This window comes from Enterovibrio paralichthyis (assembly GCF_019209835.1).
Lineage (GTDB): Bacteria > Pseudomonadota > Gammaproteobacteria > Enterobacterales > Vibrionaceae > Enterovibrio > Enterovibrio paralichthyis.
In genome coordinates this window covers 429,757-453,259 of record NZ_JAHUTS010000001.1, presented here as the reverse complement: position 1 = coordinate 453,259, position 23,503 = coordinate 429,757, and the positions used below count along the sequence as shown (strand labels likewise).

16 protein-coding genes are annotated in these 23,503 nt (G+C 48.0%); 10 read left to right on the top strand and 6 right to left on the bottom strand.

The features are described from left to right. Positions 1-145: 145 nt before the first annotated feature. Positions 146-2,176: an EAL domain-containing protein gene (locus tag KU854_RS02125; RefSeq protein ID WP_218356827.1), complete on the top strand. Its 2,031-nt coding sequence runs from the start codon at positions 146-148 to the stop codon at positions 2,174-2,176. Positions 2,177-2,246: 70 nt separating this feature from the next. On the opposite strand, the gene KU854_RS02120 is transcribed toward KU854_RS02125, so the two are convergent. Continuing rightward, positions 2,247-2,717, bottom strand: a complete 471-nt coding sequence (locus KU854_RS02120) for an FKBP-type peptidyl-prolyl cis-trans isomerase (protein WP_218356826.1) — start codon at positions 2,715-2,717, stop codon at positions 2,247-2,249. 638 nt (positions 2,718-3,355) lie between these two features. Here KU854_RS02120 and KU854_RS02115 point away from each other — a divergent pair. Then, a complete protein-coding gene (locus tag KU854_RS02115; RefSeq protein WP_218356825.1) occupies positions 3,356-5,701 on the top strand; it encodes a glycosyl hydrolase family 18 protein in 2,346 nt (781 codons plus the stop codon). Between the two features lie 63 nt (positions 5,702-5,764). Here the strand turns inward: KU854_RS02115 and KU854_RS02110 are convergent, their stop codons facing one another. After that, positions 5,765-7,684: a BCCT family transporter gene (locus KU854_RS02110; protein WP_218356824.1), complete on the bottom strand. Its 1,920-nt coding sequence runs from the start codon at positions 7,682-7,684 to the stop codon at positions 5,765-5,767. 386 nt (positions 7,685-8,070) lie between these two features. Between KU854_RS02110 and KU854_RS02105 the strand changes: the two genes are divergently transcribed. The 3 genes from KU854_RS02105 (at position 8,071) to KU854_RS02095 (ending at position 11,867) form a co-directional block, all read left to right on the top strand. Further along, entirely contained in the window at positions 8,071-8,403 is a 333-nt protein-coding gene (locus KU854_RS02105) for a TraR/DksA family transcriptional regulator (RefSeq protein ID WP_255555335.1), read from the top strand. Between the two features lie 106 nt (positions 8,404-8,509). After that, positions 8,510-8,941: a hypothetical protein gene (locus tag KU854_RS02100; RefSeq protein WP_218356823.1), complete on the top strand. Its 432-nt coding sequence runs from the start codon at positions 8,510-8,512 to the stop codon at positions 8,939-8,941. A 178-nt stretch (positions 8,942-9,119) separates the two neighbouring features. After that, a complete protein-coding gene (locus KU854_RS02095; protein WP_218356822.1) occupies positions 9,120-11,867 on the top strand; it encodes a M16 family metallopeptidase in 2,748 nt (915 codons plus the stop codon). A 48-nt stretch (positions 11,868-11,915) separates the two neighbouring features. Here KU854_RS02095 and KU854_RS02090 read toward each other — a convergent pair whose 3' ends face one another. Further along, the gene (locus tag KU854_RS02090; protein ID WP_054778682.1) at positions 11,916-12,089 is read right to left on the bottom strand and encodes a restriction endonuclease subunit S domain-containing protein; all 174 of its coding nucleotides are present in this window, start codon (positions 12,087-12,089) and stop codon (positions 11,916-11,918) included. Between the two features lie 331 nt (positions 12,090-12,420). On the opposite strand from KU854_RS02090, the gene KU854_RS02085 reads away from it, so the two are divergent. The 3 genes from KU854_RS02085 (at position 12,421) to KU854_RS02075 (ending at position 18,010) form a co-directional block, all read left to right on the top strand. Continuing rightward, on the top strand, positions 12,421-13,302 hold the full coding sequence (locus tag KU854_RS02085; RefSeq protein WP_218356821.1) for a PhzF family phenazine biosynthesis protein: 882 nt from the start codon (positions 12,421-12,423) through the stop codon (positions 13,300-13,302). A 183-nt stretch (positions 13,303-13,485) separates the two neighbouring features. Continuing rightward, on the top strand, positions 13,486-14,694 hold the full coding sequence (locus tag KU854_RS25015) for an EAL and HDOD domain-containing protein (protein ID WP_218356820.1): 1,209 nt from the start codon (positions 13,486-13,488) through the stop codon (positions 14,692-14,694). A 4-nt stretch (positions 14,695-14,698) separates the two neighbouring features. Beyond that, positions 14,699-18,010: an ATP-binding protein gene (locus KU854_RS02075; protein WP_218356819.1), complete on the top strand. Its 3,312-nt coding sequence runs from the start codon at positions 14,699-14,701 to the stop codon at positions 18,008-18,010. Between the two features lie 440 nt (positions 18,011-18,450). On the opposite strand, the gene nhaA is transcribed toward KU854_RS02075, so the two are convergent. The 3 genes from nhaA to KU854_RS02060 all read right to left on the bottom strand — a co-directional run bounded on the left by nhaA (position 18,451) and on the right by KU854_RS02060 (position 20,867). Beyond that, complete coding sequence (gene nhaA, locus KU854_RS02070) at positions 18,451-19,641, bottom strand: Na+/H+ antiporter NhaA (protein ID WP_255555333.1); 1,191 nt, start codon at positions 19,639-19,641, stop codon at positions 18,451-18,453. 140 nt (positions 19,642-19,781) lie between these two features. Further along, complete coding sequence (locus KU854_RS02065; protein ID WP_218356817.1) at positions 19,782-20,261, bottom strand: DUF4442 domain-containing protein; 480 nt, start codon at positions 20,259-20,261, stop codon at positions 19,782-19,784. Positions 20,262-20,345: 84 nt separating this feature from the next. After that, the gene (locus tag KU854_RS02060) at positions 20,346-20,867 is read right to left on the bottom strand and encodes an NUDIX hydrolase (protein ID WP_218356816.1); all 522 of its coding nucleotides are present in this window, start codon (positions 20,865-20,867) and stop codon (positions 20,346-20,348) included. A 230-nt stretch (positions 20,868-21,097) separates the two neighbouring features. Here KU854_RS02060 and KU854_RS02055 point away from each other — a divergent pair, with 230 nt between their 5' ends. Both KU854_RS02055 and KU854_RS02050 read left to right on the top strand, forming a co-directional pair. Further along, the gene (locus KU854_RS02055) at positions 21,098-22,420 is read left to right on the top strand and encodes a DEAD/DEAH box helicase (RefSeq protein ID WP_218356815.1); all 1,323 of its coding nucleotides are present in this window, start codon (positions 21,098-21,100) and stop codon (positions 22,418-22,420) included. A gap of 74 nt (positions 22,421-22,494) precedes the next feature. Next, positions 22,495-23,310 carry an alpha/beta fold hydrolase gene (locus tag KU854_RS02050; protein ID WP_054778752.1) on the top strand — a complete coding sequence of 272 codons (816 nt, stop codon included), beginning with the start codon at positions 22,495-22,497 and terminating at the stop codon, positions 23,308-23,310. Positions 23,311-23,503 lie beyond the last annotated feature (193 nt).

Genomic DNA, 23,503 nt, shown 5'->3' with positions numbered 1-23,503 from the left:
AGTGATTTTTAGTCAAAATTAGTTGGCTGAAATGTTGGTTTTTTGATTATTTTCAGCTGTAAATATTTTTATTTGAGACTTATTTTTCAGGGGGATATAATCCGCGCTCATTTTGTGGGCAAGCCCTGAATTTAAGTACTTTTTTATGCTGAAGTTGCCTTCTTTAAGGTCATGTTACGATACCTATGTACGTGACGTTTCAATTGTTTTTCTATTGCTTCTCCCGCTAACGATCTGTAATGCAATTTCAATATTCGTTGGTCATTTAGCAAACGTGGCTGGGTATCCTGAGATTACCAGTCACTTCTTTTATTTAAATACATTACTGATTGGTATTTACCCTTCTGCGTTATGCATCATTGCCACCTATTACCTTTCAGCAAAGCACAACGTCAACCCCATGGTTGTATTGCCATACGCATTGGTGATGTATGTGGCCATCTCTTTGTCCAATGGGCTGGTCGCGCAAAGCGGGCTTCCTAACAATTCATTGGTTGCTTTGCTGACGGCGATAGTGTCGGTGGTTTGTTGTGTCTCTTTCAGGCTATTTCCACTCGACCCGTCACGGTTAGATTTTGTTAGCGCCTTGTATAAACAGGTAGGGCACTTTTTTGTCTTCCTGTTGGTGACCATATGTTTCACCAAACTGACGGGTTTCATTATCTATGAATCGCAAATATTCAAAGAACACCTGACACTCAACCCGTTGACCTTTAGCGGCGGTCTGACTTACCAGTTTGTCCTTGGTCTGTTGGGCGCTGTTGGTATCAATGGTCACAACTTCTTGTTTCGCGCCAAACAACAGTTGTATGAAGATACACAAAGCAACATTGCTGCCTGGCAGGTGGGCGAGGAGCCGCTGAATATCCTTGGTCAGGGATTTTATGATGCGTTTCTGTCGTTGGGTGGTTCAGGTATTTCACTGAGTCTTTTGCTGTGCATTCTGTTCTTTTCCAAAGACAGACGCCATCTCACCCTGGCGCTGTCAGCATTGCCTCTTGTGATGTTTAACATCAACGAACTGCTGTTGTTCGGGTTGCCGATCATCTTCAACCCAACACTCATTATCCCGTTCATCCTTGTGCCTATGGTGGCGTTTGTGGTGGTGTATGTGAGTATGGCGATCGGGTTTGTCGAGCCGGTCAGTACGATTGTAGATTGGATGACACCGCCATTGATCAGTGGTTATCTGGCAACGCAAAACAGCTTTGGCGGGGTGATCCTGCAGCTGGTTGTTATTGGACTGGGTATTCTTATTTATCGTCCGTTCTACCTGAGCTATGTCGGAAAAAGTAGCCTGGACAGCAAGAATATGCTGCGCAAAGTGGAGATTGAGCGCAGTACGTTGAAGTCGTTTTTGGGCGACGTGAATACCTCTATGTCGAGCTATATCAGCAAGCATGAGGTGAGCAAGCGCGTCAGTAAAATGCTGAGCAGCGGTGAGTTTGTGATGTTCTACCAGCCACAGGTTCATTTGACGGACTCAGGCCACCTGGCATTCGAGTCATTGGTTCGATACCGTGATGAGCAGGGCAATATGCACTCACCGACCTTCATTCAGGATTTCCAGAACCTGGGTGCAATGGGGCAGCTGGACCAGATGGTTATCGACATGGTGCTGGCTGATATGGGCAAGCTGCCACTGGAATCTGGCTGCAAAGTGGCCGTGAACGTGTCTGCCGAAACGATTTCAAACCCTGACATTGTTGATTACATCGCTGAGCGCCTGAAGTACCACAAAGTGCCTGCGACGTCATTGGAGATTGAGATCACTGAAGAGGCTATTTTGGAGGACCATAACCAAATCAGTGAGAATATTCAGGCTCTGCAAACATTCGGCATTACGGTAGCGATTGATGACTTTGGCTCTGGCTATGCATCATTCCCTCACTTGTTGCAGTTCAACTTCGACAAAGTAAAACTGGACCGTTCTCTGCTGCTAAACGTAAAAGAAGAACGTGGTCAGAACCTGTATCAGCTGTTGGCGAAAATCAGCGAAGTGACCGGCTGCGCCCTGGTTGCTGAAGGGGTAGAGACAAATGCTGAGAAGCTTTTTGTGGCAAGCTGCGGTATCGATATTTGCCAGGGCTACTACTTCTCACAACCTTTACCGTTTGAAGAAGTCAGCGTTTGGATCGAAGCACACAGGGTGATTCACACGAGATTGGTATCGTAAACTTGGTATCGTAAAAAGAGAGGCCGCATTTTGCGGCCTCTCTTTTTTCAATTGGAAATTGTCCGGTTGCTCATTGGAAATCAAGCAACTCAACATCAAAAATCAGCGTTGAACCTGGCTTGATGATCCCCGCTGATGCATTGCCATAAGCCAAGGGAGCTGGGATGAAAAAGCGGGTTTTCTCACCTTTCTTCATCAGCTGTACACCTTCAGTCCAGCCTTTAATGACCTGATTCAGACCAAACTCAATAGGCTCACCACGCTGAACGGAGCTGTCGAACACGGTGCCGTCAATCAGTGTGCCGTGATAGTGCACTTTCACACGCGATGTTGCACTTGGGTGTGCATCACCTTCGCCTTCCTGAAGCACTTTGTACTGCAGTCCACTGTCCGTGGTAGTCACCCCATCTTCCTGTGCGTTCTGAGCCAAAAACGCTGCACCGGCCTGTTGATTTTCTTCAGCCAGTTTCTTGGCTTTTTGGCGGTTGAGAATAATAAATACAATCATCACCAGGATGACGAGGGGTAATGCAAAATCCATTGTTGTTCTCTCGATTACTGTCGGCATAGGCCAGGGAGCGGACATTATCCGAAAGGATGTGAGAAATTGGAATTAGTGACAGACAAAAAGCCCGCGCTTTGAGACAACGGAGCCACTTTTTCAAGGGATTGACCGTCTTTGGTGCAGTGTATGCCTTGAAAAAGCGCAAAAGTTTTGGCGTCGCAAGCTACTTTGCCGTATAGCGTTGATTTTATTACTGCCTACATTTAGGCATGGCTATTGCTCTGTGTTCAGTGTGCTGCCATAGCACGGCTTAACATCTTTAGTTAGCGCATTATTACTTTATTACTTTTTAGTTCACTCCGCTTTGCTGTTGCAGGCGGAGCTTTTTTTGCGTTTATGGAAGGGGGATGTTGGAGTGTCGGGTTTGTGATGTGTCTTCAAAATCACTGATATTAAAGGAAAATAATGGCGGTTCAGTTAGGAGGTGTGCAAATTGTCAGCAAGGTGTGATGACTTGCTCTAGTGCCAAAAAAAGTGCAAAAAAACGTAATTGAGTAGTTTGATTTTGAACGCCTGTACCAAAGTTCGAGTTTTTTATTCGCGTCGGAAATTAACTGGTGGGAAATTCTATGCCTAGTGAAAAACACCAACACCCAGACGTGGAGAAAAACAATATGAATAAAGGACTTAAGCTCACCGCTATTGCGGCGTGTGTTGCAAGTACGCTCGGCATGACCGCCGCAGTACAAGCAGCGCCGGCGCATGATAAAGCGGTTATCGGTTACCTGACGCAATGGGAAGCGTGGAAGGGCACTGATGCCGGCTTTAGCGTAAAAGGTGAAGCTACGCACCTTAACGTAGATATGGATATCTACAACATCCTGAACTTTTCGTTTTTTGGCGTTGCGAAAGATGGCAGCCTGCACAGTGGCGACCTTCGTAACAAGAGCATTTATCAACCAAATGCAGTTCAGGAACCAGGCCCACTATTGCACCCGGATGTCTACTCCAGTTGGGACTTCCACATCCTGTGGGGTGAGCTTGAATACATTCACGAGTACCCAGGAAATGAACCTTGGCAAGCGGAAGCGTTAGCGAAAGTTCAGGCGCAAGGTTTTGTAAAAGATGGACGTGGTTGGAAACATGAGCCAACCGGCGTAACTGGCCAAATGCCAATCCCACTGAAAAAAGCTGGCGGCGCGCCAGGCCTGATCGACCTCGCGAATGAAAAAGGCGTGAAGGTAATGGCATCTATCGGTGGTTGGAGTATGTCCAAGCACTTCCCAGAAATGGCGGCAGATCCTGTTAAGAAAGAACGCTTCCTAGCGGACATTGACCGACTCATCGCACTGGGCTTCCACGGTATCGACATCGACTGGGAATACCCAGGCTCTGGCGGCATGAACTTTACCGGTACTGACGCAGACTACGCAAACTTTGAACAGTTGATGGATGATATCCGTGAACGCATCGGGCCAGACCGTCTGCTGACAGCGGCATTCAAAGCGGTACCAGCGGCACTGGAAGGTTACAACTGGGAACGCCTGCAGCGCTCTATGGACTACTTCAACATGATGACTTACGACCTGAACGGTGGTTGGTCGAATGTTGCAGGTCATAACTCACCACTGTACCCGTACCCAGAAGAAGAGTTTGAAGGTTTGAACCTTGAAACACTGAAGAACTGGATGGTTGATGTTAAAGGTATCAACTCTAAGCAAATCAACTTTGGTGCGGCGTTCTACGGCCGTGGCGTTCAAACCACCGAAGCAGAAGCTTACGTTGGTGCGCCAACTGACAAACGCAACGTTAACTTCTCTGTTGATGGTCCAACGGTATCAGCGGTTGACCTGGACAACTGGAAAGTGTTTGAAGGTCAACCTAACTATAACTACCTCGTTAAGCAACCAGGTTGGGAGCACAAGTGGGATGCGAATGCCCAAGTGCCTTACGCTGTGAAAGGTAAATACTTCCTGAGCTACGACGACCCAGAAGCAATTCGCAAGAAGGCTGAATACATCGTCGATAACGATCTGGGCGGTATTATCGTTTGGCAGGTACATGGTGACATCAAGTGTGAAGGCAGCTTTGTTAACCACGGCAGCAAGCTGAAAGAATGTACTAACCTGCGTTCACCGCTGGCAGAGCAAATCGACCTGGTGTTCAGCAAAGAGATCGTACCGAACGAAGCGCCTGTTCTGACGGTTCCTGGTGCACAAAATATCGTTAGTGGCGGTGTGTTGAGCTTTGACGTTTCAGCTGTTGACAAAGATGGTGACAAGCTGACATTCAAAGCAGTGGGTGCTGAAGTGGCTGACAATGGCGACGGCACTGCAACTGTCACTTACAAAGCACCAAACACGTCTGTTGATATTACTGAAACTATTAATGTAACGGTTTCAGATGGTAAGAAGTCTGACTCTGCAAGTGTTGTTGTTAACGTAAAAGGCACTGGCGAACCAGTCAACAACGTGCCTGAGCTGACTGTACCTGCATCAGTGAACGTCAATGCGGGTGAAACAGCGACCATCAATGTTTCAGCGACTGACGCAGACAATGATGCACTGACCATCACGGCTGCACCTGGTGACCTTGTTCAAACAGGCAATAGCGCAGTTATCACTGTACCGACTGTTGAATCTGCAGAAGACACTGTTATTTCGGTTGTTGTCACCGTTACTGATGGTGTTGACAGCGCAGAAGCGACTGTGACCGTGAATGTGAAAGGTAAACCAGGCCCAATCGACAGCAACTGGGATCCAAACAAGGTTTACAACACAGGTGACAAAGTTGTTCATAACGGCATCGAGTACACCGCTAAGTGGTGGACGAAAGGTGAAGAACCTGGAACATCTGCAGTGTGGGAAGCCTTTGATGACGGTTCTGCGAAAGAGTGGAGCGCGGACAAGGTTTACAACGGTGGTGACCTGACTATCTACCAAGGTAACACTTACAAAGCGAAATGGTGGACGAAAGGTGATACCCCAGGATCACAGTGGGGTCCTTGGGAGCTTCAATAATCGCCCTCTAAAAAATCAGTAAAAAAAGCCCCGGCAAATGCTGGGGCTTTCTTTTTCAAGAGATTAAGCCTTGTTAGCCAACAGGGCTTCTTCTTCAAGTCTGCGGCGCTCTCGCACCAATTCGTTGAATTCGATACGTGCCTGCTGAGCACTTTCAGATGCCTGCAGTTTATGCTCTTTGGCTGCCATGGCTTCATCAGTAAGGCGTTGGATCTCGACCAATTGCTCTTCTGGAGCATCGCCAAGTTCAGCGCCAGATTCACCCCGGGCAAGAGCTGCTGCACGGATTTCTTTTTTCAGAACCCAGATAGCATTCAGCTTTTCGCGTTCTTCTTCAGCAGCAGCGATGGCTTCGTCTTTCAGGCGTTCAAATTTCGCCATGGCAATACCTTCGCGAGACCAAGGATCGACGTCCGGGAATTCCTCAATGTTGATCACAGGGTCAACGTAACCTTCTTGATGTGACAGGTCGAGCGTTGCTGCTTTCACACCGGAGATCATCAACATCACGGCGATTACCAGCAATGGCAGGCCACCGACGATCGCTGCGGTTTGCAGGGTAGCAAGACCGCCCATAAACATCAGTACCGATGGCATAAACGACAGAGTAAATGCCCAGAAAAGACGGTTCCAACGCAGTGGATCTTCCGTCACGTTGTTTTGCACCACGGAAGCCAGAATAAACGAAATGGAGTCGAACGTGGTTGCGGTAAAGATGATGCACAGAATCGTGAAGGTAGCGATGACCAGTGTGCTCATCGGCAACTGCTCAAGAATCGAGAAGATGGCTGTCGTTGCGCCTTTCTCATTCAGGATGGATACAACATCCAACTGACCGGAAAGCTGAAGAGACAGACCATAGTTACCCAGAATCATGAAGTACAGTGCGCAGCCCATTGAACCAAAGAAGATTGAACCTGACACCATTTGTTTGATGGTGCGTCCGCGTGAAATACGCGCGACAAACAGGCCCATACTTGGTGCAAATACCAACCACCACGCCCAGTAGAAAATGGTCCAGTCCTGTGGGAAATGCGTGTCTTCAAATGTGCCGTAGCCACCGAATGGTTCTGCCCATGTCGCCATAACAAAGAAGTTAGACAACATACGGCCAATGGAGTCCAGGCCGGTTTCGAGCATAAACAGGGTAGGGCCACTCACAAGGATGAAGGCCAGCAGTGCGAGTGCACCCCAGAAGTTGATGTTACTGAGAACCTTAATACCTTCATCCATGCCTTTGTAAGAGGAGTAGGCAAAAAGCGCGGTACACAGGAGCAGCACGCCAACCTGGGTAACTGTGGTGGAAGGAATACCAAACAGATAGCTGATACCTTCGTTGATTAGAGGTGCTGCCAGACCCAATGTTGTTGCTGCGCCGCCGAGCAAGCCAAAAATAAAGAGAACATCAATAAACTTGCCCCATTTACCGTGGCTGCGCGCCTCGCCGATAACAGGCATCAATGCTGATGATACTTTCAATACAGGCTGCTTGCGCACATAGAAGAAGTAAGCAATTGGCAATGCGGGGATCAGGTAGATAGACCAGGCAATCGGGCCCCAGTGGAAAATACCGTAAGTTGCTGCCCAGCGGACTGCTTCTTCGCTGCCTGCTTCCAGCTGGAATGGAGGGCTTTGATAGTAATAGGCCCATTCGATGGTACCCCAGTAGAGGATACTGGCCCCGATACCGCCACAGAACAGCATTGCTGCCCAAGAGCTAGTTGCAAACTCAGGTTTCTCGTCAGCATCCCCCAGTTTTATCTGGCCAATATCGCTGAACACGATATAAACCATAAAGAAAAAAGCGGCGATACCAAGAGCGAGGTAGAGGAAACCGAGCTTGTCGGTCATAAAGGTTTTTGCAATCGCAATCCACTCTGCGCCTTCTTCAGGCCAAATCAGAAGTGGAATGATCACTGAGAACAGAAGTCCCAATGCGCCAAAAAACGTCGGCTTATCGATAAGCTCAAAGTGCTTTTTCATTTTTTCATCCCTAAATACACAGTGCGTGTATGGTCATTTTTCTCCTATAGGGTGGCGCTATCAATTCGCACATTTTATCGTCGGCAGTGAATGTGCAAATCCAATTCTGCGTGTGAATGGTGGATTTTTTATTTAGCAGTAAAGGCGATATCAAAGGTATATGCTGGTGGCTTTGGTAACATGGATGCATCATTTTTTAGATGTGCTAGAAAGATGTACTTACATTTTTTTACAGCTGGTGCGCGCGCGTTTTATGGCATTCATAGACAAAGCCTGACCGGATCACACCTTTGAAATGAAAAGCGGCGAGTTTGTCTGTCAGGGCTAATACTCAAAGTTCACTCCACCAGTCAGTTGGTGGAGTTTTTCTTTTTGGGGATTTCACCATGATGAGCGAACAAAGAGCGCAGCTGGAGCAGCTCAAAGCGCATATCAATGACGAATTGATGTTACTGAAAGAACAAACCGACCCTGTAATGCTGGATCAGCAATCTTTTGGGCGGGTTTCGCGTATGGATGCGATGCAACAACATGAGCTGGCGAAGTCCAATTACCGTTACTATCAAACCCAGCTAAAGGAGGTGGAACTGGCGATAAAACGTATGGATGATGAGGAGTATGGCTATTGTGAAGAGTGTGGTGAAGAAATTCCAGCAGCCCGTTTGGCAGTCAAACCGGAGGTCAGGCTCTGTGTCAGTTGCCAGCAAAATCATGAATAACGTAATGCTTATTTGTATGTTGCCCCTTTTGGGGTTATCGCTCCCGGTTCAGGCTGAGATGCACCAGTCAGAGTATGTCGGTCAGGAAAGCAGGGCTGTAAAGTCCTTGTCGGACGAAGAAATTGCTGCGTTCAAACATGGGAAGGGATTTGGTTTGGCAAAAGACGCTGAGCTTAATGGCTATCCTGGGCCGAAGCATGTGTTGGATCTTGCCAAAGAGCTTTCGTTAACGGATGAGCAATTGGAAAAGACGCAGCAACTGTTTCTCGCCATGCGAAAAGAAGCAATAGATAAAGGTGAGCAATTGATTCAGGCAGAGGTAGTGCTCGATAGGGCATTTTCAGCCCGGGATGTAACCAGTGAATCCTTGCGGGATCAAACGGAGATTATTGCCGGATTGAAAGCAGAGCTTAGGTTTATCCATCTCAATGCACACTTGGCTCAGACAGCCTTACTTTCAGCCGAACAAATTGCGCTGTACAACAAGTTACGGGGATATCTGGCTGGAAGCCTTCATCACAACCACAAACACCACTGAAACAGCAAGGCTCACAAATATGTCCTGACGGATGGATATCAAACCTGCACCAAACGTCTGTTAGCGTATATGGTATAGATAGTAATACCTAAACTGTTTGATATTCAGCATGTTCAGCATGTTCAGGATGTTTCGCTAGTTTACCGGATCCCCTTCGCTGAAAAGGCACGGAGTTGCTATGCTCGCCCGCTACGTGGCCATCGTCTTAATATTGTTTCTCTCTGGCTGTGCGAACAATGTGTCGTCACCCTTGTTAACTGATCCCAACTGGAGCAGCGAAACGCTGGCCAATGGCTTTCGCTACCATCTTTACCCCATAGAGGGACAAGAGATTGAAATGCGGCTGATCGTCAATGTCGGCAGTTTGAGTGAACGGGAACAAGAAAGAGGTTACGCACATTTTATCGAGCATATGGCGTTCAACGGTTCGCGTCGTTTTCCCCACAACACGGTATTCGAAGAATTTGCGCAGGTCGGGGTGGAATTTGGACCGGATATTAATGCCATCACCGATTATGGCCGAACCATCTACCAGTTATCACTGCCGGACAACCAGTCGCTGCCCAAAGCGTTGGATTGGTTTCGGGATATTGGTGACGGACTCACCTTGGATGAAAGCGAAGTTAAAAGTGAAATTGGCGTGATTTTCGGTGAATGGCGCCAGGATGACAGACAAGATGCTTCCTGGCCGATGAAGCTTTACGAATCCACTTTGGCAGGTTCGCTTTATGCCAACCGCGATCCCATTGGAACGGAACTAACCCTGACCAATGCCACACCTGAAAGCCTCCGACGTTTTTATCGTCATTGGTATCAGGCCAATCAGATGCAACTGGTGGTGACTGGCGGCTTTGATGTCAATGAAACCGCCCAATGGATAGAAGATGAATTCGCTTCATTGCCGTCCAATAATCCTCAACCGGCGAAGCATGAATTGCCACCGCTAAACAGCAATGGCAAATACCCCACATCTTTGTTTGCGTCGAAAGGAGAGTCCCCGGCGATTGTTATCAGTATCCAAGGGGGGGAGGACAATTATCCGAATACCCTGGCCGCCCAACGTGCATTGTGGCAAAGATGGATGCTGCTCGACGCTATCCAACTGAGGCTTGAAGAGCAATTTGATCGCCAAGGTATTACCCATAATGGTCTGTTCATTGATTTTACCTTCTCGCCGGGTAAATCGGTGTATGAGCTGGTGGTGGACTTAAATGCAGCAGATCGTGAAGCCATGGTTGATGCATTGGCGCACAACCTTGCTGCATTGCGGGATAGCGGCATTACCAACGCAGAATATCAAGCGCTTGTCGAGCAGTACGCAGCGAACGTGCAGTTTGATGATATCCGGTTTCCGCTGGATGTGGCTGAAAAAGCGGTCAGCGATCTGTATTTCAACCGTTTGCCGCAGAGCCAGACCCAACTAGAAAGTAATTTTCGCCGCTTTTTGTCACTACTGAGTTTGGATGATATCAACCGTGAGTTGACTGCATTGTTGGATGTGGACAACCAGGCAATATCGCTGGTCTATGCCGCAGGTGAAGAAAGCGCTGATGCAGCTATATTGCAGCAATCCTATTTTGAGCAGGTGGCGAGACCCGGCGAGGCGGTGAATGTGACCTATGCTGACGTAGAGATTCCTGCACCGACAGTATCGCCTTCCGTCGCCGGAAAAATAACGGAACCAGCGCCCAGGCTGTTTGTATGGACGTTAGAAAATGGCCTCCCTGTACACTACTATCGCCTTGATGACAGCCAGTCCGAAACGCAAATGGTGTTGCAGGCCAAAGGAGGTATTGCATCATTGTCCACCAAAGAGCGGGCAGCGCTTGAGTTGATGTTTGAAACTTTCCGCAGCGGAAGTGTAGGAGACATCGGGGCGCCGGATTTCTCCCATTATATTGAATCTCTTGGCAGCATTATTGAACCCCAGGTTTACGGCAACAGCCACAACTACGCCTTATCGTCCCCCACGCCCGCGCTTTACGAGTCGCTCAATGCCCTGCGGTATCTACTTGAGGAAATTTCACCGAGTGAAGAGGCCTTCGAGCGAGAAAGAGAGCGCGTGTTGGCGCGGATATCAGAAGCACAAACGTCGCCTTACGATATGTTTATCCAGGCCACACTGACGTTGATTTATCCCAAACCTTCGTATGAATCACCACTCGCTGTCAGCGACTATCAGGCAGTGGAATATGTGGATGTAGTGGCGCTGTATCAAAAGCTGTTTGGCGATCTGGGACACTATTCTATATATGTTGCGTCAGACTTACCGCCTAACCATGTTCAGGCACTCACAGCCTCTTTGCTAGGAGGCATCCAAACACAAAGAAAAGAAACGATTCCGAAGGGTATACTCTACAACGCCAAAGGCGGGAAGATAGCGCGTGATTTATCGCCGGAGGATCGCACCTACATTGAGCGAATCTACATTTCCGCTTCATCGCCACGCACTGTTGAGTCTGTGTTTGCAGAAGATATGCTGAATCGTATCCTGCAGGCCCGTTACAATCGCCTGATCAGGGAAAAGTATTCCCTCAGCTACGATCCCTATGTTTCTTCCTGGACCTGGGATGGAGAAACAGTCGCAACCACCACCATGACAGCCCTGATCTCTCCGGAGCGTGAGGCAGAGTTAAACAGACTTTGGCCGGAAGTCGAACTTGAACTGGTGAAACCAGTGACAAGAGAAGAGAGGAATATTGCAGCAAGACAGTTGTTGAGAGACTTGTTTGATTCCCAGAGTGACCCTCAGTTTATGGTTGGTTCAATGGCAAGGTATGACTTATGGGGCTATGACGTGTCGGGGTATATCTACCCGGAAAAGGTTATTGAAAGGGTGGATGAAAATATACTGTCGTCGATGACAGAAACCCTGTTCGAAAACGGTGCTTTTTTTGAGAGCATTCTTCGACCCGCTGACAAATAAAAAACGCGCCCTTTTTTGAAGTGGCGCGTTATACCGTTCGCAAAGCCCTTAGTGGGTGGACTTACCGCCGAAGTATTTTTCCAGAATTTCAGGCGTCAACTCGCCTTTTTCTTCCAGTGCTTTCAGCTCAGCCGCAATGCGCTTTTGCTCTTCCAACGACGGCAACGGAATATCCGGTTCGCGTTCTGGGGCATCTTTAATCAGGTTTTCTAAATCGATCATTCGCTTACTACTCATCGTTAGTTTGCCCGTATTTTAAGGAAAAAGTGGCAAGAGTAGCAAGTGTCGAAGCAGGTATAACCAAACAACCTGAATATGCGGGATTCAGCGAAATTGACTGACGTTGTGATCGCGGCGTCATTCAACTCACCCGAAGGGAGGATATCAATTTCTTGTGTTTTCCTTCATTTTGTAACACTGTAACAAATAGCGTTCATGTTTCACGCGATGGAGAGTTTGGTTTGGCTAGCCAAAAAGCGCATTCATCTCATCGCAGAGTTAACTGGCTGGTTTCAGTCGGCAAGAACAATAAGAACAACAAGGATAGGTAGCTATGTCAGGAATAATTGAAGTCTATGTAGTGAATGCATTCGTTGAAGATAATCGCGGTGGAAACCCTGCTGGTGTTGTCATTAACGGTACTTCACTTACCGAGCCTCAAATGCAGTCAATTGCGGCAGAATTGGGCTATTCAGAAACCGCGTTCATCCTTCCATCCAAGAAAGCTGATTATAGAGTTAGATTCTTTACTCCCACCAATGAAGTCGATTTTTGCGGCCATGCGACTGTCGGTGCTTTTGCGACCCTGTTTCACCTAGGAAAGATCGACGCCGGTGAATACACCCAACAAACCGGCGCAGGGATTCTAAAAGTAGAAGTCAGTCCGGAAGGGCGTATCACAATGCAGCAGGTACTCCCACAGTTTGGGGACGAGTATGCTGCAGAAGACGTCGCTAAACTGCTGGGTTTGAGTGCAGAGGACATCCTTGCAACAGGGCTTCCTGTTCAGGCTGTATCAACCGGTCTAATGGATGTCATTGTTCCTGTCACAGATGAGCGTCAACTGCTGGAGATGACGCCGGACTTGGAAGCGATCAAAGCGTTTAATGCGCGCACTAAAACCGGCGCATTACACGTATTTGCGTTAACGCCGACGGAGTCTGATATTTCCGCCAAATGCCGGAATTTTGCCCCATTGCTCGGTATTGATGAGGAATCTGCCACTGGCAGTGCCGCGGGGGCGCTGGCTTCATACCTGCACATATTCCAGGGCGGGAAGTACCGTTACCTGTTCGAGCAAGGCGAGTTGTTGAATCGCCGTTCCTTGCTTTGGGCGAGTGTTGATTCTGACGGCGGGAAAATTACTGCTGTGCAGGTGGGTGGATTAAGTGACAAGCCACAGCGCATTCCTTTCAGGCTCGAAGCGGACGCCTGATAACCATCACCAAGAGGAAGTCAGACGACTTCCTCTTTCCTTTTGCTGCGTTTGCAATACTTGAGCCTCTCTATCTCCACAAAAACCCGCCATTTACCTCCTGTATTTAGTGGAAAAAGAAGGAAAATTGACGCAAGTGGTCTAATTTTTATAAAGGTGTCTAATTTATAGGAATCAGTCTGCGTGGCCGAGGTATTCTTCTCTTGTCAGCCGATCTTCGATAAAGAGCTCAAGCAGTGGGGCAGTGAACTCCTGTTCCGTGAAGGGCTTGAAAACAAATTCCCATCTATTGACGAGGACACAGCAACGTCGAGAATCCTCAGCGCCAATTTCCTTGCCAGTGGCGCCAAAAAAGATCAGCTGCGTTATATCGTCAGTTTTGGTGAATCATCGCTGCTGGATGAGATCCCGCTATCCATGCCGGCACAGCACCTGATCATTTCCATTACCGATGATTGCACGCCAACGCCAGAGATTGTCAGCAAACTGCGCGCCTATCGAACAGAAGGTTACCGAATCCTCATGGATGGCAAGGTGCTGGTTAACGACTGGCGTAACCACTTGGAGCTGGTGGACATCTTCAGTATCAGTATGGAACGCTCGAAAGCGGCTGAATGGGAAGAGACCATTGCTCGATATTCCCAGCAGGTTTTTCTGGCGAGGAAGGTGGAAAAGCAAGACGAGTTAGTCGCTGCGCAGAATGCGGGCTTTGCATTGTTTCAGGGCTACTTTTTTGAAAAGCCGCAGATCAAACGCTCAGAAGATATCGCCCCTTCGGTGATGTCTCTGCTTGATGTTTGCATTGTCATTAACAGAAATCCTGATGACATAGACACCCTGACGAAGGTGATCTCGAAAGATGTCTCTTTGCTCTACAAAGTGGTGGCGAGCGCAAATATTCTGGCGAAGACCAAAACCAACAAGATTGCCAACCCTCGTCAGGCCGTCGTGTATTTGGGTGTTCAGGCGCTCAGGCGCTTGGTGTCCTTGCTCATTATGTCCAATTTGAACCATCAACATGCGTCACAGCTGCAAAATACTTCCCTGACCCGCGCAACCTTCCTGTCGACACTGCCGTTTGAAGCCAGCGATTTCAATTCTGATGAAGCGTTTATTGTGGGCGCTTTCTCAATGTTGGATGTCATGTTGAGTAAACCCATGTCCGATATCGTTGATGTACTGGATTTATCTCAAAGTGTGAAAAACGCGCTGGTGAATAAAGAGGGCACTTATGGTCAGCTGCTGAGTCTTTGTCAGGACATTGAGCAGGGCAGGTGGAATGGGTTGCTGCATTGGTGTAACCAGTTATCTCTGAATGACAAAACAGTGACCAAGGTTTTCGACCAGGCCAGAAGTAGCATCGCCGACATCACGTCAAGTATGCAGGTATAACACTATGTTAATGATGCGCACCAAACTTGCTGTGATTTTGGTTGTCAGCGGCACGCTGATCCTGAGCCTTTTCGGTATCTATAACTACTACAAAACCCATGATCGCCTTTATGGCGAAATGGACTATGAAATCAATGCCATTGCGACCCGGCTTTCCCTCCGCTTGCCAAACCAGCTGTGGAATTACGATTTCGACGCCATTATCAATGATCTCCAGAGTGAATCGTTGTCGCGGTTTGTTTATCGCATTGAAGTGGTATCAAAGGATGATAATTTCCGTCATATCACGGCACCGAAAGACGGTCGTTTTGACAATGAATTCCGTCTGCGAAGCTTTCCCCTTATATACACAGAATTGAACGAACCGAACAAAGTGGGAGAGTTGATCATTTATGAAGACCCGCGCCCTATCGACAATACGCTGACGTCGGAAATTGTGTCTGGCATTGTTCAGGTGTTTTTGCTCGATCTGATGATCATGTTTTTGATCTGGAAGTATGCCCGTGCCATTAAAGAGATTGAGTCGAGCAAGAACTATCTCAATACCATTATTCACAGTTACAAAGACGGGTTAGTGGTCATGGCTGATGATCACAGGGTGACCACGCTCAATGAAGCGGCAAGAAGGATGTTCGAACTAGAGGACACGCCGCTGGAAAATGTCTCTCTTGCCCAGATCATTGCCAAAGTGGTGCCGGATTCGCGTGCGTATTTCTCACAGGCGCTATATGGATTTAATACCAAAAACCTCAATTACGAGTTAAACGGCGAGAAAAATAAAGTCATCGTGCAGGTTCGCTCAACACGCATTGATGTGGGAGAGCAGCAACTGCAGGCGGCGATTATCCGGGACATTACTGAGCAGCACCTGGATAAGATCAAAGTCTCCAAAGGCGCTGAACTCTTCTCGGCCGTAAAAGCGCTTCAGGATCAGTTCCTGACCAGTGAAGATTTTCATAATAGCTTTCGTGAAGTGCTGAAAATCCTCCTGAAAATTGGTGAAAGTAACCACGGTATTATCGTCGAGCTTGATTACGACTCTGCTAACAATTACCGCGTGTTGTCACAGACACGACTGATCGCCAACGGTTATGTATCGGAACAGTTCGTCAATGGTGTCATCACCAAAGTGATAGAAACCCAACAGGGTGATCGGAGCCTGCAATTGGCGGGGCTTTCTGCCGATAAAGGGAATCTCATCATTAACTCACTCAGTATGCCGCTTTTCCTGTCCAACCAGTTGGTGGGTGTGGTTTGTCTGTTTGATGAGTCCACCAATTATGATGAAGATCTTCTGAACTGGCTTGAGCCGGTTCTTTCCAGTTTGAGTGCGATGGTCAACTTTGCGCGCCAGAAAAACCTCAACGACCAGATCACCCAAGAAATGGTGCATGCCAAGGAAGAGGCGGAGCGCGCCAACGAAGCAAAGACCAATTTCTTAGCCATGATGAGCCATGAAATCCGCACGCCCATGAATGGCATTGTGGGTATGTCCAACCTGTTGAAAGAAACGCCGCTCAACCAGCAGCAGTCCTACTTTGTTGACACCCTGGTGCACTCATCCAATGCGTTGCTCAATATCATCAATGATGTGCTTGATTTGACCAAAATCGAAGCGGGCAAAATGCAGCTGATTGAACAGGAGAGTGAGCTTTCTGAACTGGTTCATGACGCGCTGGTGGTTTTCCACGCCAAAGCGGTAGAAAAAAGCCTTCGCTTGCATTGCCTGATCGAGCCTAATTTGCCGCGCTGGCTATTGCTGGATCCGGTTCGCTTTACCCAGATATTGCTCAACCTAGTGGGGAATGCGGTGAAATTCACCAAGCAAGGCTCTGTGATGGTGCACTTGAGCCGGGCACTGGATATGGAGCACCCAGTACTTCGCCTTGAAGTGAAAGATACCGGCATAGGCATTCCGGAAGACAACCTTGACGCCATATTTGAAAACTTTACCCAGGTCGACAATTCTTACTCGCGCTCCTATCAGGGAACCGGCTTGGGCTTGCCGGTTTGCCTGAAACTGACAGGGTTGATGGGGGGTGTCATTCGGGTGGTAAGTAAAGAAGGTGTGGGCACGACCTTCAGTGTTGATCTGCCGCTTAAAACTATTACAGGCAACAACGATACCCTTTACAGCGGTATGATCCTAAAACCTGAATTGCAGCAGGTGACGGCGCTAGTGGCGACCCGCGATGCCCAGCTCTATGCCGTTTTCAATGCCTACCTCAACAGTATTGGTATGCCGGTGAAGCAATATGACCCGCAGAGTGCACGCTCAGAAACGGTAGATTCCCAACACTTGCTCTTTATTGATGACAATATGATTGGTGAGATGCGTCCTGTGCTGAATCAGGCAGCGAATACCATTCTGATCAGCCATGACAGTGTTGTAGATGAACATGGCATGCCATGTTTGATAAACCCAATTAGCCCAATTGCTCTTTTCCACGCCTTGTCTGTGGATGGTGCGGTTGAAGAAAAAGAGGACTACGTGCTGTCAGAGACAGTCCGCTTTGATGGATTGAATGTTTTGATAGCAGAAGATCATTTGGTGAATCAGGACTTAATGGTATTGGTATTAAACGGGCTGGGGTGTAAATCAACCATTGCTGACAACGGTCTTGAAGCGTTGGAAAAACACCGCGCGACGCCATTTGATCTGATCTTGATGGACTGCCAGATGCCGGAAATGGACGGATTTGAAGCAACGGAAAAAATCCGCCAGTTCGATCCCAGTGTGCCAATTATTGCGGTCACCGCTAACGCACTTTCCGGTGACTCCGAACGCTGCTTACAGGCGGGAATGAATGCGCATTTGGCCAAGCCTTTCACCAAAGATCAATTGGTCAACCTGATGATGCTCTATGTACCGTCAACCCAGTCGGAGCTGCCCGAATTTGAAGACGCTGATAGCGCGATGTTTGAAGAAGAAACGTCTGATGCACCTGCAGCGCACATTGAAAACACGTTGGAGCAAAGCATCCAGTATCTGGATCTGGCGCAATTGAAAGACCAGATTGGTGACAGCGCTGAGATGATGCAGATGATTCTGGCTAAGTATTTAAAATCCCAGCAAGCAGATATTGATGCGTTTGAGGCGGCATTGAGGGATAACGATATTGCTGCCGTGCGAAAAATTGCGCATAGGATGAAAGGTGCAGCAGCGATGATTGGCGCCAAATCCTTCGCAGAGCTGTGCCTGAGTATAGAGAAATATGAGGCCAGTGAAAGTACAGACTTCCAGCCAATGTTTAGCCAGTTGAACCATCATGCGGATGCCATTGTAAAAGAAGTAGAGAGCCTTACAGCGGCTTGATTAAAAGATGCACGATATGGCGTGGTTTTCACGCCATTGTGCGTTTCTGTTTGTTCCCCCTGCCAATATCAACACCTTTCATATCCCCATCTGTTCCAACAAAATTTCATGCGTCCATGTCGTACTTTTACGGAAAATTCACCTGTATTTCATTGGCTTGTTTCATCCTAAAAACTTGTATGGGTTCACAGAATAAAATTGTCATTTTATCTTCGGTGAAAGCTTGAGAATTTTAAAATGCGAAATTTCAGTGAGTTAAGAGATAAAAATGGGTGTGGATAAATGATTTTTTATCCACAAAAACAGTTGATAAGTCGGTAGACTAGTTCGCTAATCGCTGAATCTATGCGGCTTCCGGAAAAGTCAATATGCAGGTTTTGAAAGGACTCAGGTTAGGCTTTTTACCCCGCTCATCAAACAGCAATATGCCACAAAATTTTTTACTTTTTATCCATACGGTGTTCGAGTTTTAGGGTACGGGTCAGGGCAAAGTAACCCAGCAATGCTGCCAGAATAGAACCGATGAAAATTGCAATCCGGGACAGATCAACCAAGCCTTGGTTTTCGGTTCCGGGGAAGGCGAGTGTGGTGATAAATATCGACATGGTGAATCCGATACCACATAGAATGGATGACGCGAACACATGGTGGAAGGTTAAACCATGAGGCATATTGGCTATTCCTGCTTTCACCGCAAGATAACAGGCTAACGTGATCCCCAAGGGTTTGCCGACAAGTAAGCCAACAGCAATACCTAATACCAGTGGTTCGAAAACCATACCCATACTGAAATTGGCTAACGGAACCCCAGAGTTGGCAAACGCAAAGAGGGGAAGGATGGCAAAACTGCTCCAAGGGTGAATGCCGTGTTCCAAATCCCGCAATGGACTACGTACCTTGTGTTCCCTGACACGAAGTGGAATAGAAAAACCGACGATGACCCCGGCCACGGTAGCATGAACGCCTGATTTCAACACAGCGACCCAAAGAATAGCGCCTACCAACAGGTAGGCTGTCAAACGCGAGACATTTTTTGCATTCATGTAGAACAACAGCGCACTAGCAAAAACCGCGAGCGTTAACGAGAACACGGAAAGGTCACTGTTAAAGAAAACAGCAATAATCACGACGGCGCCCAAGTCGTCTATTACCGCCAACGCCAACAGAAATACTTTCAGGTTGGCCGGTGCCCGCCTGCCAAACAATGCCAGCACACCCAGCGTGAAAGCGATGTCAGTTGCTGAGGGGATAGCCCAGCCTGCTAAGACGTCCGGGTTGTTGTGATTAAATAGCACAAACATGAGAACGGGGATGACCATCCCCCCAATGGCAGCAACGACGGGGAACATGGCGCGGCTAAAGCTGCGAAGCGCACCTTGAATTAGTTCTCTCTTGACTTCCAGCCCGACCAGCAGAAAAAACAGTGCCATCAGACCATCGTTGACCCACAGCAGCAGGTTTTTTTCGATATCTAAGTCACCAATTTTAAGGTGGACGGGCATGTCCAGAAGGGAAAAGTAGTAAGGCGCGAGAGGAGAGTTCGCTAACACCAACGCAGCAAATGCGCTGATGATAAGAATAATACCGGGTGCGGTTTCCGGCCGTAACAGGCTGGTATTCGATTGTGTCAAAACACTTCTCCACCAGAATGCGTCAACCATCAACGTCAGGTCGTTTAGTTATAAGTCTAATGAGAATCAGTGGGAAAGGGCAAAATATGGCTCTCTCATAGACGGGAAAGAGCCGAAAAATGTCGGCTTTGTCTCGAATCCTAAGAGCGGGCGACTTTTACTGAAAGCGTCAGGTCAAATACTGCCATGGGTTCATCACCATGAAGGGAGGGGCAAGTAGCAGTGATCCGGACGGGCTGGTTAACGCGCTCGCCGGTAGCGAGGGTTTCATCCAACATCTTGTCGATGAGTTTGCCGTCATTGCAGGTAAAAATGACATCGGCTTCCGGACGTTTTAAAAACTCTCCCGTCACAGCTTTGAAAGCCAGGGATATTCTTTTTCCGCGGGCTTCTGCTTTACTCATTGCCATAAAACCGCCCGCCACATCGGCACCCACTGCCAGGGTGCCAAAATACATGCTGTTTAGGTGGTTTTTGGTACGGCGCTTTAAGGGGATCAGTACTTTTACCTGCTCTTCATCTAGCTGCAGGATGCGTGGGCGGCAATACCAGATAAGCGGGACTTTAAAAAACCCGAACAATTTGAGCATTCGGTTGGCGTGGGCAAGTGACTGTTTCATGCTTCATCCTTGAGGCTATGATTTGCCTCCAACGTAATCGCTCAACTGGTCGGATGTCAATGTAATGATTGTGTTAACAACTGGCTATGTGATCAGACCAAGTAATTGGGCACGGCAGAATGCCACGATGGTTTTACTGTCCTGAATTTCGTTGCCAGCAATCATCGCCTTTACCTGCTCAATGCTGAATTCAACCACCTCAATCACTTCATCGTCATCCATTTCAGCGTGGCAAGGAGAAAGTCCCTTAGCTGCAAAGAGGTATTGCACTTCATTGCAAAATCCCGGTGCAGGCATGCTTTCTCCCAACGCCAGCCATTCCTTTGCCTGTAACTGGGCTTCTTCTGCCAACTCGCGTTGGGCGCACAAGGCAATATCTTCACCACTTTCCAGCGTGCCTGCGGGAAACTCGTAAATCCATTGCTTGATGGATGGACGGTATTGTCTGAGCAGTATCAGGGTGTTGTTGTCGGTAATGGGAATAATCAGTACCGCACCAGGGTGGGTAAGGGTGACATGCTTGGTTGTCAGGCCGTTTGGCAGCGTCAGTGTTTCTTCTTCCAGGGTAAAGCGTTTCCAGGCGAATAAAGGGGCAACATTTTCCATGGTGGATAACCAATGTGAGTGAATTTTGCCTTTACGTTATCTGGCTTGGGTTTTAATCAGAAAACCTATTGAGAAAGCCCTCAGAAAAATGTGATCAAGCACAATAAAAACTGCGAGCTAAAACAGAAATGTGGTAATATTCGCGCCAAATTTTGATGGGGTGTCGCTGGGTTCGTGATTTGAATCGGCTCGGTAACTCCCTGTAATGATGATTATTCTGGAGTAATACCTTGCAATTCGAAGACCTGGGCCTAGACAAACGCTTGTTAAAAACGATTGAACATTGGGGATTTAGCGCCCCGACTGATGTTCAGGCTGCGGCTATTCCTGTGGCCTGCGCTGGGAAAGATTTGTTGGCATCGTCTAAAACGGGCTCAGGTAAGACATTGGCATTCCTGCTTCCTGCCATGCAACGTGTGATGCGCGGTAAAGCGCTTAGCCGTCAAGGGCCGCGCGTTGTGATGCTGGCACCAACCCGAGAACTGGCTAAACAGGTATATGGTGAGCTGCGTAAGCTGGTGGCCGGTACCCAATACAAAGCTGCGTTGATCCTGGGTGGTGAAAACTTCAATGATCAGGCGAAAGAGTTCCGTAACAACCCTGTATTTGTCGTTGCGACACCGGGCCGTCTTGCTGATCACCTTGAACATCGTCATGTGAACATCGAAGGGTTGGAAATGCTGATCCTGGATGAAGCTGACCGTATGCTTGATCTTGGCTTTGCGCCACAATTGAATGCGATTAACAACGCGGCCAGCCACCGTCGCCGCCAGACGCTGATGTTCTCAGCAACGCTGGATCACCAGCAGGTGAACGATATCGCAGCGGACATGCTCAACGAGCCGAAACGTGTCGCGATTGGTTTTGTGAATGAAGAGCACAAGGACATCGAGCAGCGTTTCTACCTGTGTGATCACCTTGACCACAAACAGGCGCTTTTAGACCGCGTGATGGAAGAAGAGCAGTACCAGCAAATGATGGTATTCACGGCGACACGTGCGGATACTGATCGTCTGGCGAAGGTTTTCGTTGAACGTGGCATCAAAGCGGTAGCATTGAGCGGTGAACTGAGCCAAAGCGCCCGTAACCGCATCATGAACGAGTTCGAACGTGGTCTTCATAAAGTACTGGTAACCACGGATCTGGCTTCCCGTGGTCTGGATATTTCCAATGTTTCGCACGTCATTAACTTTGATATGCCAAAGCACGCTGAAGAATATGTTCACCGTATCGGTCGTACCGGCCGTGCGGGTAATAAGGGCGTTGCAATTTCTTTCGTTGGTCCGAAAGACTGGAACAGCTTTAAAAACATTGAAGGCTTCCTGGACAAGCGCATGAACTTTGCGATCTTTGAAGGTCTGGAAGGTAAATTCAAAGGTTTGAAGCCTAAACCTAAGAAGACGTTTGCCAAGAAATCATCTGGCAAAAAGCCTGTGAAAAAACCAGCAGCGAAGAAAACAGCTCCTCAAAACCGCGACAGAAGTTTCTATAAAGGGGTTTCTGTGGGTGAAGAAGTGTTCATGGTTAAGAAAAAGAAACCAGACGCTGAATAATTAGACAGAAGGCGCCTACATACGGCGCCTTTTTCGTGTTTAATTGCATGGTTTTTTTCAAACAAGGAGTTTTGATGCGCACTTTTCAAGTCAATGGTAAAACCATGGCATTCCAGGATGTCGGCAGTGGCCCGGTTGTTTTATTTGGTCATAGCTATCTGTGGGACAGCCAAATGTGGCAACCACAAGTGGAAGCACTCAGTCAGCAATACCGCTGTATCGTTCCAGATCTGTGGGCACACGGGCAATCTGAATCTGCACCGGATCAGACAAAAACTCTCCAGGACTATGCTGATGATATTCTCGCGCTGATGGATCATCTAGATGTTGAGTCGTTCAGTCTGGTTGGATTATCAGTCGGTGGTATGTGGGGTGTGGAACTTGCTTTGAAAGCGCCCCAAAGGGTGAAAAGTCTGGTGTTGATGGATACTTTCGTGGGTTATGAACCGGAAGTCACCAAGGCAAAATACTTCAGTATGTTTGATACCATCGAACAGATGAAAATGATCCCAGAGCCTATGAGCGATGCGATCGTACCGCTCTTTTTCTCAAACAATGCAGAAGCTGAACATCCAGACCTGATATCGGGTTTTCGCCAGAAACTGGCCTCGCTGCGTGGTGAAGCTGCGGTGGAAACCGTGAAAATTGGCCGTATGGTGTTCAATCGCCGTGATGCATTTGATGATATCGAAAAACTGACGTTACCGACTTTGGTGATGGTAGGTATGGAAGACAAGCCACGCCCGCCGCTGGAAGCCCAGTTGATGCATGATGCAATTGATGGCAGTCGTTATCAATTGATCCCGCAAGCAGGACATATCAGCAACCTTGAACAACCTGCTGTCGTGACTGAAGCCCTGCAACAGTTCCTGTCGGTAGTTTACGCGTAAGTTGCCCTGTGTATTAAAACCAGATGAAGCCAATATTCATCTGGTTTTTTCTATATTCCTCCCATTATCCATCCATCTGGTATCCAAGGTGTGTAACTGCAGATGTCGGACGTACAAACCCCACAAAAGTGAAATTGATATAGAGACATGTCACGCTTTTGGTACGCACTTCCTTTACAGGTTAAAAATTACC